Source organism: Paenibacillus sp. FSL F4-0236, from assembly GCF_038000135.1.
GTDB lineage: Bacteria > Bacillota > Bacilli > Paenibacillales > Paenibacillaceae > Paenibacillus_AQ.
Window position 1 is genome coordinate 1701100 of sequence record NZ_JBBOBK010000001.1, and the last position, 13642, is coordinate 1714741.

Here is a 13642-nt window from a genome sequence, read left to right on the forward strand (position 1 = left end):
AGTGTTCACTACACTTCGATTTTTAATTGTGCTAAAATAAATGAAAGATCACTCGCTGAATAAATACGGTACGGGTACATATTTAAAAGGGCGCGGAAATCCTCATATAGAACCTTCAGCAGCAACTGGAATCGCTTTTTTCGGATAGAAGTGCATAGGTGTGCTAAGGCTACATTGTATACAGATATAGACCGTTACCTCACTTGCAGAACAGGGCGGTCTTTTTACTTTCTTTCTTTAATAAATCCTGAAGGGTGGAGGGAGCCAAATGAAATATGTAGCCATTTTGCTTGCCTTAGTAGTTTTGACAGGCGTATATTTTTTAGTCTGGAAACGGAAAATAAATACTGCAAAAAATTATCCGCGTACCACTCAGAGCAATGTAATCTCAATGGATAGTCATCGTAAAGCCAAACAAAGCCCAGGGGAGCAGCCTTGCTCTTCTTGTAAGAAGAAGAATGGAAAGCTAGTCTTCTATGCACAAGATAATGGAACTGTGGTTGGTCTATGTAAAGATTGCCAATCGAAGGCGAAAAAAAGAGATATGCTACCGCTTTAAATAGAAAAAAATAAGTTGTATTAGCCCGTCCTTTATGGTATTATTATCTCTGTTGTGTGGAATACGGTGGTCCGCTGCGGATAATGAGGGAGAGCAAAGATCTCTCCGGAAGAGGCAAGAACACCTGTACGGAAGGAGGAAGTCCTTAATGAATATCCTACAAGCTATTACGCAAGAGCAACTTCGTAAAGATATCCCGAGTTTTCGCCCGGGTGACACTTTGAAGGTGCATGTAAAAGTAATCGAGGGAACTCGTGAGCGTATCCAGTTGTTCGAAGGCGTTGTAATCAAACGTCGTGGCGGTGGAATCAGTGAGACTTTTACGGTTCGTAAAATTTCTTACGGTGTTGGTGTGGAAAGAACATTCCCAATCAACTCGCCTAAAATCGAGAAAATCGAAGTGGCTCGTCGTGGTAAAGTGCGTCGTGCTAAACTTTATTATCTTCGTGAACTACGTGGTAAAGCAGCGAGAATTAAAGAAATTCGTCGCTAGAATAGTGACAAAGGAAAGGGGCTTGAATTCAAGCCCCTTTCGTTTTATTATTTTATGAAAATATAAGAAAGCATCAGTTTCACGTTATACATTATTCTTATATTTCTCGTATAAACGCTTACCCGCCTTAAAGGACGCTGAGGGCTTTTAGCTTGGCATACAATGCGTGCGACATATACGCTTGGGGATCAGCTTCTCCGAAAAGGCCTCCTGAAGGAGTATCTGTGGAGGGGTTTTTGGCAGGAGCTTTTTTGTGTTGTATAGTAAGAGTAGTATTAAGAGAGGACGGTGAACTATGCAGCAGGAACAAAGTGAAACTTTGGAATCAAGCGCGCAGAACCCACGTAAACCTAAAAATGAAGTCTTGGAATGGGTCAAGGCCATTGCGATTGCTTTAGTGTTGGTTTTTCTGATTCGCTGGCTTTTGTTCAAGCCTTTTATTGTAGATGGACCTTCCATGCAGCCTAATTTCCATACTGGTGAACGTGTTATCGTAAATGAGATTTTGTACGATATTAGATCTCCGCAGCGGGGCGAGGTTATAGTATTCCACGTGCCATCTGAGGGTAGAGATTTTATTAAACGTGTAATCGGTGTCGCTGGAGATACTGTGAAAGTAGAAGGGGATGTAGTTACAGTTAACGGGGAAGTTGTTAATGAGACCTATATCCAAGATGCAATTGATGCAAAGCATAGTATCAACGCTCTGTATAATAATAAAGATTTCCCTAATGAAGAGTTCCCAGATGGTACTGTTCCTGAAGGACACGTGTTCGTTATGGGGGATAATCGCTCGGATAGTACGGATAGCCGAATGATCGGTTATGTACCTCTGGGGGATATTGTAGGCCGTGCAGATTTAATCTTCTGGCCGATAAAGGATATTTCACTGATTAACCATTAAGTTGACAGAAGTCAAAGGAGGTGACGGCAATGGCCATTCAATGGTTTCCTGGTCATATGACGAAGGCTAGGCGGCAAATCGAGGATAAGCTGAAGCTGATTGATGTTGTAATAGAATTGCTCGATTCCCGTCTGCCGCTTTCCAGCCGCAATCCGATGATTGACGATATTTTGCGGGACAAGCCAAGATTGATTATTTTGAACAAAGCGGATCTGGCAGATCCAGAAATTACACGGAAATGGCTGGCGTACTTCAAGGCACAAGGGCATGTTGCTTATCCTGTTGATGCATCTACTGGAACAGGTGTAAAGGATATTCCAGAGCAAGTCAAGCTGCTGCTAAAAGAAAAGATTGACCGGCAGATTGCAAAAGGAATGAATCCGCGAGCGATGCGTGCATTGATCGTTGGTATTCCTAACGTTGGTAAATCAACACTCATTAACCGGATGGCTGGTAAGAGTATTGCTGCTACTGGTGACCGCCCAGGGGTAACCAAGGGTCAACAGTGGATTAAGACAGGCGGCAACTTGGAGCTTCTGGATACCCCAGGAATTTTATGGCCGAGATTTGAGGACCAAGAAGTAGGTTATCGCCTAGCGGTAACAGGTGCAATAAAGGAAGAAATCCTGAATATTGAGGACATCGCCTTTTATGCAGTGAAATATTTGGTGAAGGACTACGGCTCTAGATTTCAAGAACGCTTTGGCATTGAGAAGCTTCCTGAGGATCTGGAGAATCCAGATGAGATCGTAGCTGTTATGGAAGCCGTGGGTCGTAAACGCGGTTGTCTAATCAGCGGTGGACGTGTAGATCTGGAAAAAGCTTCGCGGGCCTTGTTGCATGAGCTACGGGCAGGTAAGCTTGGACGCTTTACGCTGGAAACGCCTTAAATGGTGTGAATTCTGCGTTTAATGGACTAGGTATGGAAGAGCCATCCGAAATTTCGGAGGCTCTTTTTTTATGTTTTGGGTCCTTGACAAAGTACCTGAGTCCGCCTCAAGCTAAGCCCCGCTTTGTGGGGATATTTTATGGGGATGGATTAAATTGGAACGTCTATTTTAAGATGACCATGTAAGCTTTACTATGATAAGCTGACTTATATAGATCATAGAATAATTCATAATTGGCGGTGACAAATTAGTGAGTTCGTTAGATATGTTGGCCTATGAAAAAGAAGGCTGGGAACAGTCTTATCGCCGAATAGCAGGCGTAGATGAAGTAGGAAGAGGTTGCTTGTTTGGGGACGTCGTCGCAGCAGCGGTGATTTTGCCAGAGGGGCTTATTATTGATGGAGTAAATGATTCCAAAAAACTTACAGCTAAAAAGAGAGATGCTCTATACGAGATTATAATGGACCAAGCGCTGGCCGTGGGTGTGGGGTATGTAGACTCTACTGTCATTGATGAGATTAATATTAAGCAAGCTTCACGCCTGGCCATGAAAAAGGCGGTTGAGAGTCTAGAGCACACTCCTGACTATATGCTGATCGATGCTGAAAAGGTAGACCTCCCTTTGCCACAACAGGCAATTATTAAAGGAGATGCTAATAGTCAGTCCATTGCAGCAGCTTCAATTATCGCTAAAGTGACACGAGACAGGTTGTGTGAAGGTCTGTGGGAGGAATTATACCCTGATTATGGGATTGCGATACATAAAGGTTACGCGACCAAGCTTCACCGGGAACAAATTACGGCTCTAGGTCCAACACCTATGCATCGGCGCAGTTTTATTGGGCGGATTCTCGCGGAGCAGCAAACGTTATTCTAGAAGTAATGCTTAAAAAAGTAGGATGAATACCGATATAGTAAGAAGAGAGAAAATGGAGGGAGGAGAAACGGTATGAATATCGGAACATTGATCCGTGGATTGCTTGGAGAACAAAAACCGGGTGCGGCGAAGTCTTTAGAGTTAAAAGAAGGGCAAGTTGTTCGTGGTGTTGTCCTCTCTGTATCGGATTCAGGCAAAGAAGCGGTTGTGCAAATCCAAGGTACACCTGTTCGTGCAGAATTAGAAACACCACTACTGCCTGGAGAAACCTTGAATTTACAGGTTGGATCACCCGGAGAAGGCGGATTACCCGTATTGAAGCCGGTCTCCCTCGGTGAAACGGCGTTAGTCACTCCCCAAAGCATGGGTGAGGCCTTGGAGTCGCTAGGATTAGCTGATTCCAAAGCAGGTCGAGAAATCGTACTAGCGATGCAAGCAGGAGGCGTTCCACTTACAAAAGAGACAGCGGCTTTGCTGGATGCGGTAATGAGTGCAAAACCAGCTGGTGTGCCTGCTTCGGAGTGGCTTGACGCAGCTGTCATTTCTGTAAAGCGGGGACTACCCGTTACAGCTGAGAGTGTGAGAGGATTGCAGCAGGCTGTATTTGGCCCGCAGCTGCATCAGCTTTTATCAGCACTGGAAGATCAGATTACTATATGGGCAGGTCAAATTGCTAATGAAGAAACAATGACCGCAGAATCTAAAGCTGGAATGGGTACAATTACTGGAAAACTCGAACCCTCGGTAACTGCAGGTGCTGGAAGTGGGAATAACATGGGTGTTGTTGAGAGTGATGTCACAGAAGCTGACCCTATACAATTGGCAGCTAAAGGAAATGGACAAGCTACAACTAAAACTGCTGAAGGCACTATTGCTAGCGGAAGTACGGCTCTTTCAGAAGGAGCAGCTGAAGGTGCTCTGAAACCGGTTGAACAAGGTACGCCAGTCAAGGTGACTCTTAATATAGCTTCTGATAATGAAACGGGGATTGGAACTGGCAAGCCAGTTGTAGTTGATGAGACAGGTGAAGGAGCTCAGATCTCCAAGGGTGGTATTGTTACAGAGCCTATGGCTGGTAAATCAACACCTGCCATGACCTCTAGCGCTCTAAATAGTGCTTTAAGCGCTCAAGCTGATAGTGCGGTGAATAATCCTATCCGTTCCAGTGAAGTTGAGATTCAGGGTAATGCCTTGAATTTGAATAAGGATGGGGCATTGGATAGTGCTATACAGGCAGATAAGAGTCGGGCTGCCTCGATGGATAAGAGCGGGGCTATGCCGGGTGGCGCGAGTGTGAGCGCCGAAGGAACTGCTGCTGGTGCGGCGCCCCACGCAGCAAGTGGTACCGCCCTGCTTGCGAAGCTGCAGGGCGTGCTCACCGAGCTGCGCGGGAGCTTGCCGCAGCTCGCCATGGTCCCGCCTGCTGACGCGGCGGGAGCAAGCCATGCCCCCGCGGCTGCTGCGCCGCGCGGGGAGGCCCCGGCTGCGACGGCTTCGCCGGTGCAGCCAGACACCGCCCCACCCGCGGACGCGGAGTCGTGGGTGGGGCGGGTGCTGAAGCTGCTCGGTGCGGAGCATGAGCAGCAGGCGGTGCGCGGCGTCGCAGTAGCCGCCGCTGAGACGGCCCGCGCGGCGGCAGGTACGGCCGCGCTTGGCAGTGCGGGTGTCGGAGGCGAACAAGCCACCGACACCTTAAAGGGCGTGCTGCTGCAGATCATGAGCAGCAGCGAAGTGCCGCCCGCGGTAAAAGAAGCCGCGAGCGGACTAGTGCAGCAGCTGACAGGACAACAGCTGCTGCTCAATACAGATCGAACGGCTCCTTTCGCGCAAGTAACTTTGTTCTTGCCGCTGCAAGGTCCAGATGGGCAGGAGACAGCTTCCGTTCATATTCAGTCGCGCCGGGGACGCAAGGGTGAATTAGATGCTGCCAATTGCAGGCTCTGGTTTGATTTGGATATGAAGCAGATCGGCCAGACACTGGTTGATGTGCAGGTTGTTGATCGAATCGTTAGTCTTAAGTTGCATAATGATCATCCTTGGGTGCTTGAGCTGCTGGAACAGCGGCGTGATGACATTAAAACGGCAGTAGAATCTATTGGTTATCAGTTGTCGGGATTAAGAACTGAACCTTTACCAGAACTAAAGCTATCTACAGAACTTGCCAATCCCCATAGTAAGCTTGTTGATTATGTTCCTGATGCTTATAAAGGAGTGGATTACCGTATATGAACGAGAATGAGCCTGTACCTCCAATTTCACAAGGGCTCAAAAAAGCGGTCGCTCTCAAATATAGCCCAGGACAAAGCGAGGCACCTGTCGTTGTTGCCAAAGGACAAGGGGCGATAGCGGATCTGATTCTGCAAAAAGCTAAAGAGAGTGGGGTTGCTGTCCAAGAGGACGCAGCTCTCGTAGAAGTTCTTTCAAAGCTCGATCTAGATCAACAGATTCCATCTGAACTTTATCAGCTAGTGGCCGAAATCCTCAGCTTTGTGTATCAGAGCGACCGTTCCGCCGGTGAACGGAGACCGGAATGAAAGAGCCATACACAAGAGAACGCTACAACCGCAAACAAAAGGGAGCCGCTGCTGAAGACGGGGCTGTGCAGTACTTATCTACTTGTGGTTACAAGATCTTAGAACGAAATTGGCGTTGTCGAACCGGAGAACTTGATATTATTGCGGAGAGCGAAGGCTGTATTATTATTGTTGAAGTTCGCAGTCGTAGTGGAGAACTATATCAAGGGACTCCGGAGGAATCTGTGAATACACGAAAAATACATCAAGTGCGAAATACAGCACAGGTTTATTTGCATATGAAAGGTTATGATGATCGAAGAGTAACTTTTGACGTCATTAGCATTTTACTGAATGAAGATTTAAGCATCGCTTCTTTGGGGCATATACGTGAGGCTTTTTAAGCTGCACCCCATATTCTCACGCCATTCATTATGGGCACTAGCATTCTTATGAAAAAAGTCTTTACATAGCCTCCGCACAGTGGGTCATTTCTCAAAAGAAATGGGTAAACATTAGAGTAACTTTTTAATGTCATCATGAGGAGGGCTGTTTAAGTGAAGAATAAACCTTTTGAAATGCAGGTTAGTTTTGCTTGCCAATATTGCCAGCAGAAGATTGAAGTGAAATTTACCGCAGAGCCAGTATCCGTTGTCTGTTGTGCAAATTGCAATAAGAACTTCACGGTTATGCGGCCCACTATAGCTGAGGAAATATTAATCGATTGGAAAAATGAGGCGCTATTTCAAAAAATCCGTGCTGATAAATCACAAAACAGCAATAGCAGTCTCTTAGCGCTTGTTATAAAAGTCATAGAGCTTCTTACATGGCGTGATAAAGGAAATGGACAGGTGGAAGCGATTAAAGAGATGCGTGGCTGGCTCATTGAGAATGAAGAGACTCCCCCTCTAGCTGAACTGATCCAGAGCGATAATAAAAAACGATCACATAAGCGGCGTGACTGGAGATAATCATACAAACTATGATCAAAAAAGAAAGAAGGGTGAACATGGCTAACGTTTTTTTTACATCCGACCATCATTTTGGACATAAGTTGATTATTGATTTTGAATCCAGACCCTTTATAGATGTGGGGCAAATGAATGAAGCCATGATTGAGAGTTGGAATTCGGTAGTAAATCCGGATGATAAAGTGTTTCATTTGGGAGACTTTTCGTTTCTTAATAAGGAAGCGACACGTGCTATTGTGGAGAGGTTACATGGCTATAAGATTCTAATTCTCGGCAATCATGATCGGGGACGCGGTCGGGATTGGTGGCTTGAAGCAGGCTTTGACGAGGTTAGTGAATATCCGCTGATTTATAAGGATTTCTTTTTTCTCTCTCATGAGCCTATGTATATGAATAAACATATGCCTTACGTAAATGTGCATGGTCATATTCACGGCCAAAAATATGAAGGGAACAATTATTTTAACATTTGTGTAGAGCATTGGAACTATAAACCGTTGACTTTTGAACAGATTAGGGACTCTGTCATAGTTAGCGAAGAAGGTTAATGTGGGTCTATGTGATTATTTATGCGTATTTATGCAATCTGATGTTTATTAATAATTCTTGATTACGCAAAGATTTCCTATATATAATGAGATATAATAGCAAATTTATTACCGGAAAATAAGGAAGCACCTTTTTTCTTGAAGATGTGACACCCAAACAGGGGTGTATTTCAGGAGATGAGGTGTTTTTATGTATGGAAAAATGCACAGTGCATGTCTGTATGGAATTGAAGGGGTAATGATAGGTGTAGAAATTGATCTTGCGAATGGATTGCCACAGACGAATATCATTGGTCTGCCTGATTCTGCGATTCGTGAGGCAGTAGAACGAGTAAGAGCCGCTATTAAGAACTGTGGTTATCGTTATCCCCAGCAGCGCATTACGATAAATCTAGCACCAGCCGACTTACGCAAAGAAGGCTCTGCCTTTGATCTTGCGATTGCTCTGGGGATACTGATAACTAGTGGTCAACTGATAATGCCCTCAGCCAATGAGGTGCTTTTTATTGGAGAGCTTGCGCTTGATGGTAGTCTGCGTCCAGTATCAGGTGTTCTACCAATGGTGGAAGCAGCGCGCAAAAATGGATTTAAGGCTGTACTGCTTCCTGAAGGGAATGCTGCTGAGGCAGCTTTGATCAGTGGTATAAATATATACGCAATCGACCATTTGTGCGCATTACCGAACCCGGAAGAATCACTGTCCAATTCAGCAAAAGGTGAAGACGAACAGAACCAAAGGAATGGGGTAGTTTCCGAAGATATGCCTTCTTTATCATCTCTTCCTTTTCCTGTAACTGTGACCAAGGGGATAGATGCTAATGACCGACCTCCGGTTCTTGTCCTTTCTTTGGAACATCTTAAATATACCCCAGTTTACGGTACTTCTGAGGACTCCTCATATGGAATGAACGAGATGATGGATGATTACAGTGATGTGCTAGGGCAACAACATGTAAAAAGAGCCCTAACCATTGCGGCAGCGGGTATGCATAATATATTGCTCATCGGTCCACCAGGTACAGGGAAGACGATGCTGATTAAACGCCTTCCAAGCATCCTTCCGAAATTGTCTGAGAGTGAGGCACTAGAGGTAACCAAAATATTTAGCGCAGCAGGAACTTTAAAAGATGCCCACAACGGCTTACTGCGTAGTCGTCCTTTTCGCTCTCCGCATCATACCATATCGGCCGCAGGCCTTATTGGGGGTGGAGGCATTCCAAAGCCGGGAGAAGTTAGTCTTGCGCATCGAGGGATTCTCTTTTTAGATGAGTTGCCCGAATTCTCTCGGAATGTACTTGAAGTGTTACGCCAGCCGCTCGAAGACGGGGTTGTTACCATAAGTCGTGCTCGAGCTTCTTTTACCTATCCTGCAAAATTCATGCTGGCCGCATCGATGAATCCCTGTAGCTGCGGTTATTTTGGGAGTAATCTTTCTCAACAACATTGTACATGCAGCCCCGCTAGGATTGCTCAATATCGCGCAAAGATATCAGGACCCTTATTGGATCGTATTGATTTACAGGTGGATGTTCCTCGCCCGAAGGAATGGGATCGTCAAGGGCATGTTCTATCTTCGGCTGAGATGTATGCAGAGGTGATGGCGGCACAGACGATACAAGCTAAACGGTTTAAGCGTTTGCCTATTTCTTGGAATAGTGAACTTTCCGGCGCTTCCCTTCGGAGATATGCAAGTCTTAGCCGTGAAGGTGCCCAATTGCTGTATGACATTCTGGAGAATTTAGGTTTAAGCATGCGAGCGCATGATCGAATTATTAAGCTATCCCGTACAATAGCTGATCTGGAAGGCGCACCGGATATTACTTCCGCGCATCTTGCGGAGGCTGTGCAGTACCGTAATTTAGACCGGCAGGCGATGACAGAAGAATAAACTAAATAGAGCAGCGATTCCCGTTATTGGCGAATTGCTGCTCTGTTTTTGGGTTATTGAGTTCACCCGCGAAATTGTTAACGTCTCTGGAACCTTATGGACCCGAAAGATGTGATATGGGCATTTTTAGCTTTTGGAGCGTGTTTTCGGACTTCAGAGACACTAATTGAATTTAAAATCATCTGTGTCCGTTAGGGCTTCGTTTGAGAAAATAATTCTCTATAGTTCCTTTACAGCACATTCAATTCTACAGCGATATTGCCGCGGGTTGCGCGGGAGTATGGACAAGCGCCATGAGCAGCCTCTACTAAAGAGGTTGCGGTTTCTCTGTCAACGCCTTTAACTAGCACATCAAGCTTAACCGCTATGCCAAAACCTCCATCTTCAACTTTACCAAAGCTGACTGTGGCCGTTACTTCGCTACCTTCAATTTTCACTTTTCCGAGTCGGGCAACCATGTTCAGTGCACTATCGAAACAAGCGGAATAACCAGCTGCAAATAATTGCTCAGGATTTGTACCTTCGCCACCGGCACCTCCCATTTCGCGTGGTGTGCTGATTGTAAGGTTGAGCTTAGGGCTTTCTGATTCGATAAAACCGTTTCTTCCTCCTACGGCTTTAACAGTGGTTTCATACATTTTTTGCTGGATCGTCATCATTGTGTATCTCTCCAATTCCTTATTAGTTTGTGTACAATCTAATTTATCACAATTAACTATAATGTCAAATTATTTTTTCCTATTAACATGATGTTATGAGTGAATTATGATAAAATAAGGGTATAAGGCAGGTGATTAAGATATGAAAATGAATGAAGAAGATATGCAAAAGATGACGACTACACCTGAGCTGTTGATTGAGAATCAACTCTGTTTTACGATTTATGCTTGCTCTCGTGAGATCACAAAGCTGTATCAACCTTATTTGGATAAGATCGGTTTAACATACTCGCAATATCTGGTAATGCTTGTGTTATGGGAACGGCAGCAATGTACGGTTAAAGAAATTGGTGAGGCGCTATTTTTGGATTCGGGTACGCTGACACCTCTTTTAAAACGCCTACAAGCTGCAGGGTTGATCGTGCGTGAACGTTCGACACAAGATGAGCGAAAAGTTCTGATTTCACTAACGGAACAGGGCTGGGCACTTCAAAGCAACGCGGCTTGTATTCCCGGGAAAATGATGGAAGAAACGACTATGTCCGGCGATGAGACTGTAGAGCTGCTTGAGCAGTTCAAAAGCTTGTTAAATCGTGTTCATGAGGCGAACACTCAAGATAGTAAAAAGTAAGTATAATCAGGAGTCTGTGCGATCGTTCGCATTCCGGCATGAAATCAAGCGAAAAAATGTGTACAAATCATGAATATATTTAAGGAAAGCGTTTTAAAAACATGTTACACTATTCTGGGTTCCTTTATATGGCATATAGGTAAGTATAAGCTTAGTCTTATAGATTTACTCAATGTCTCTCACAGATATAAGGCCATTCTTTTACGAGTGGTAGAGCAGTTTCTGTTGGTTCCGGAATAGTGCTGCATGTTTAGCATCAGCCTATCCCTAACCCCGCGGCAATCAAAACGGAAGGCGAGATGACAACAGGCTGCCTGTTAAGTCACCACGCTACTTTAGGAGGCTACCGCTATGAATATCCACGAGTATCAGGGAAAAGAAGTGCTTAAGAAGTACGGTGTGGCCGTACCGAATGGAAAAGTAGCTTATACAGTGGAGGAAGCGGTAGAAGCCGCAGAGTCACTGAGTACACCGGTTGTTGTAGTTAAAGCTCAGATTCATGCAGGTGGACGAGGTAAAGCTGGAGGTGTAAAGGTTGCTAAGAATATCGATGAAGTGCGTACTTACGCAACCGAAATTCTCGGTAAGACTTTAGTTACTCACCAGACTGGTCCGGAGGGTAAGGTAGTAAAACGGCTGCTCATTGAAGAGGGCTGTCAAATTGTTAAAGAGTATTACATCGGTATCGTTGTTGATAGAGGAACTGGCCGAGTGGTTATGATGGCATCTGAAGAAGGTGGCACAGAGATTGAAGAGGTTGCAGCTACACATCCGGAGAAGATTTTCAAAGAAATCATTGATCCGGCAGTAGGTTTGCAGACTTTCCAAGCTCGTAAATTAGCTTACAGCATCTCTATTCCTAATGAACTGGTAGGCAAGACTGTTAAATTCATGCAAGCGCTATATCTAGCTTTTGTGGATAAAGATTGCTCTATTGCCGAAATTAACCCATTGGTAGTTACTGCGGATGGGAATGTGATGGCTCTAGATGCTAAATTGAATTTTGACCCCAATGCCTTGTTCCGCCACAAAGATATTCAAGAGCTTCGGGATCTAGATGAAGAAGATTTAAAAGAAATCGAAGCCTCTAAGTATGACCTGAGCTATATTGCACTAGATGGCAATATTGGTTGTATGGTGAACGGTGCAGGCCTAGCGATGGCAACGATGGATATAATTAAATATTACGGAGGCGAACCCGCCAACTTCCTTGATGTAGGGGGCGGTGCAACTACCGAGAAAGTTACAGAAGCCTTTAAAATCATTCTATCTGATGAAAAGGTAAATGGAATTTTCGTTAATATTTTCGGCGGTATTATGCGCTGTGACGTTATTGCTAACGGTGTTGTGGAAGCGGCAAGTCAATTGGGATTGACTAAACCGCTTGTTGTTCGTCTTGAAGGAACAAATGTTGGATTGGGTAAGCAAATCTTGGCAGGATCGGGACTTAACATTGTAGCTGCTGATTCTATGGCGGACGGTGCCCGTAAGATTGTATCTCTTGTGCAATAATGGCTCGGAAGTTGAAGCCAGTTATCGTATTTGACAATATAAGTAGGGATGTGACTTAAGGCATGAGCATTCTTGTAGATAAAAATACGAAAGTTATCACGCAAGGTATTACGGGAGCAACGGGCTTGTTCCATACTAAGGGTGCGCTTGATTATGGAACTCAGATGGTTGGAGGAGTAACGCCGGGTAAAGGTGGAACGACAGTTAATATCACCCTTGAAAATGGCAGTGAAGTTAGTCTTCCGGTATTTGATACAGTCGCAGCTGCTAAGGCAGCTACTGGTGCAACTGCTAGTGTGATTTATGTACCGCCAGCCTTCGCAGCAGACTCCATCATGGAGGCTGTAGATGCAGAGTTGGATTTGGTTATCTGTATTACCGAAGGTATTCCTGTGCTTGATATGGTAAAAGTCTCACGTTATATGGAAGGTCGTTCTACAGTGTTGATCGGCCCAAACTGTCCGGGTGTTATCACTCCTGGAGAGTGTAAGATTGGAATCATGCCTGGCTATATTCATATGCCTGGTTATGTAGGAGTGGTCTCGCGTAGCGGAACGCTAACCTATGAGGCGGTTCATCAGCTGACCACGCGTGGAATTGGGCAATCTTCGGCTGTAGGTATTGGCGGAGACCCGGTTAAAGGCTCTGAGTTTATTGATATTTTGAAGCTGTTTAATGAAGATCCGGGTACGAAGGCAGTTATTATGATCGGAGAGATCGGTGGAACTGCAGAGGAAGAAGCAGCAGAGTGGATTCGTGAACACATGACCAAGCCAGTTGTAGGCTTCATTGGAGGAGCAACTGCACCTCCAGGCAAGCGTATGGGGCATGCTGGTGCTATCATTTCTGGAGGGAAAGGTACAGCTAGCGAAAAAATTGCCGTACTGGAAGCTTGCGGAATCAAGGTAGCCCCTACACCTGCTGAAATGGGTTCGACACTCGTAAGTGTGCTTGAAGAGCGCGGTATTCTCAATGCTTTTACATCGCACTAATTAGTGTAGTTAAGACAGAGAAATCACTCCACGTAGTGAGGTTATTTCGTGTATAATTAATTAAAGAGGTAAGCAACCTTTTGTTCCTATTTAGGGATGAAAGGTTGCTTTTTTTAATTTAAATAGAAATTTATTGAATTTAAAGAAATACTTGCGTTTTCATGATGTGTAACACAAAATAGGGAAGGCTAGGCCTTCCATGTTA

At 44.9% G+C, this 13642-nt stretch carries 15 protein-coding genes; 14 read left to right on the forward strand and 1 reads right to left on the reverse strand.

The window, feature by feature from the left end:
* The first annotated feature begins 268 nt into the window (after positions 1-268).
* From NSQ29_RS07740 to NSQ29_RS07790, 11 genes are all read left to right on the forward strand, one after another.
* Positions 269-559 carry a hypothetical protein gene (locus tag NSQ29_RS07740; RefSeq protein ID WP_076285405.1) on the forward strand — a complete coding sequence of 97 codons (291 nt, stop codon included), beginning with the start codon at positions 269-271 and terminating at the stop codon, positions 557-559.
* Positions 560-707: 148 nt separating this feature from the next.
* Positions 708-1052 (forward strand): 50S ribosomal protein L19, encoded by a 345-nt coding sequence (gene rplS, locus NSQ29_RS07745; RefSeq protein WP_042128973.1) that lies wholly within the window; start codon positions 708-710, stop codon positions 1050-1052.
* A gap of 295 nt (positions 1053-1347) precedes the next feature.
* Positions 1348-1956: a signal peptidase I gene (lepB, locus tag NSQ29_RS07750; RefSeq protein ID WP_042189466.1), complete on the forward strand. Its 609-nt coding sequence runs from the start codon at positions 1348-1350 to the stop codon at positions 1954-1956.
* A 29-nt stretch (positions 1957-1985) separates the two neighbouring features.
* Positions 1986-2846: a ribosome biogenesis GTPase YlqF gene (gene ylqF, locus NSQ29_RS07755; RefSeq protein ID WP_042189465.1), complete on the forward strand. Its 861-nt coding sequence runs from the start codon at positions 1986-1988 to the stop codon at positions 2844-2846.
* 265 nt (positions 2847-3111) lie between these two features.
* Entirely contained in the window at positions 3112-3723 is a 612-nt protein-coding gene (locus NSQ29_RS07760; RefSeq protein ID WP_341126742.1) for a ribonuclease HII, read from the forward strand.
* Between the two features lie 72 nt (positions 3724-3795).
* Positions 3796-5952: a DNA ligase gene (locus NSQ29_RS07765; protein ID WP_341124743.1), complete on the forward strand. Its 2157-nt coding sequence runs from the start codon at positions 3796-3798 to the stop codon at positions 5950-5952.
* Positions 5949-6257 (forward strand): EscU/YscU/HrcU family type III secretion system export apparatus switch protein, encoded by a 309-nt coding sequence (locus tag NSQ29_RS07770; protein WP_042128964.1) that lies wholly within the window; start codon positions 5949-5951, stop codon positions 6255-6257. The genes NSQ29_RS07765 and NSQ29_RS07770 overlap by 4 nt, the downstream gene beginning before the upstream one ends.
* Positions 6254-6640, forward strand: a complete 387-nt coding sequence (locus tag NSQ29_RS07775; RefSeq protein ID WP_341124744.1) for a YraN family protein — start codon at positions 6254-6256, stop codon at positions 6638-6640. Before NSQ29_RS07770 ends, NSQ29_RS07775 begins: the two co-directional genes overlap by 4 nt.
* A 153-nt stretch (positions 6641-6793) precedes the next feature.
* A complete protein-coding gene (locus NSQ29_RS07780) occupies positions 6794-7207 on the forward strand; it encodes a hypothetical protein (RefSeq protein WP_139328534.1) in 414 nt (137 codons plus the stop codon).
* A 38-nt stretch (positions 7208-7245) separates the two neighbouring features.
* The gene (locus NSQ29_RS07785) at positions 7246-7755 is read left to right on the forward strand and encodes a metallophosphoesterase (RefSeq protein ID WP_042189461.1); all 510 of its coding nucleotides are present in this window, start codon (positions 7246-7248) and stop codon (positions 7753-7755) included.
* Between the two features lie 190 nt (positions 7756-7945).
* Positions 7946-9643: a YifB family Mg chelatase-like AAA ATPase gene (locus NSQ29_RS07790; RefSeq protein ID WP_341124745.1), complete on the forward strand. Its 1698-nt coding sequence runs from the start codon at positions 7946-7948 to the stop codon at positions 9641-9643.
* A 230-nt stretch (positions 9644-9873) separates the two neighbouring features.
* Here the strand turns inward: NSQ29_RS07790 and NSQ29_RS07795 are convergent, their stop codons facing one another.
* Positions 9874-10302 (reverse strand): organic hydroperoxide resistance protein, encoded by a 429-nt coding sequence (locus tag NSQ29_RS07795; RefSeq protein WP_042189459.1) that lies wholly within the window; start codon positions 10300-10302, stop codon positions 9874-9876.
* A 142-nt stretch (positions 10303-10444) separates the two neighbouring features.
* On the opposite strand from NSQ29_RS07795, the gene NSQ29_RS07800 reads away from it, so the two are divergent.
* The 3 genes from NSQ29_RS07800 (at position 10445) to sucD (ending at position 13437) form a co-directional block, all read left to right on the forward strand.
* Complete coding sequence (locus tag NSQ29_RS07800; RefSeq protein ID WP_269321761.1) at positions 10445-10933, forward strand: MarR family winged helix-turn-helix transcriptional regulator; 489 nt, start codon at positions 10445-10447, stop codon at positions 10931-10933.
* 351 nt (positions 10934-11284) lie between these two features.
* Positions 11285-12445 (forward strand): ADP-forming succinate--CoA ligase subunit beta, encoded by a 1161-nt coding sequence (gene sucC, locus NSQ29_RS07805; RefSeq protein ID WP_042128955.1) that lies wholly within the window; start codon positions 11285-11287, stop codon positions 12443-12445.
* 62 nt (positions 12446-12507) lie between these two features.
* Entirely contained in the window at positions 12508-13437 is a 930-nt protein-coding gene (gene sucD, locus NSQ29_RS07810; protein WP_042128953.1) for a succinate--CoA ligase subunit alpha, read from the forward strand.
* The last annotated feature ends 205 nt before the right edge of the window (positions 13438-13642 follow it).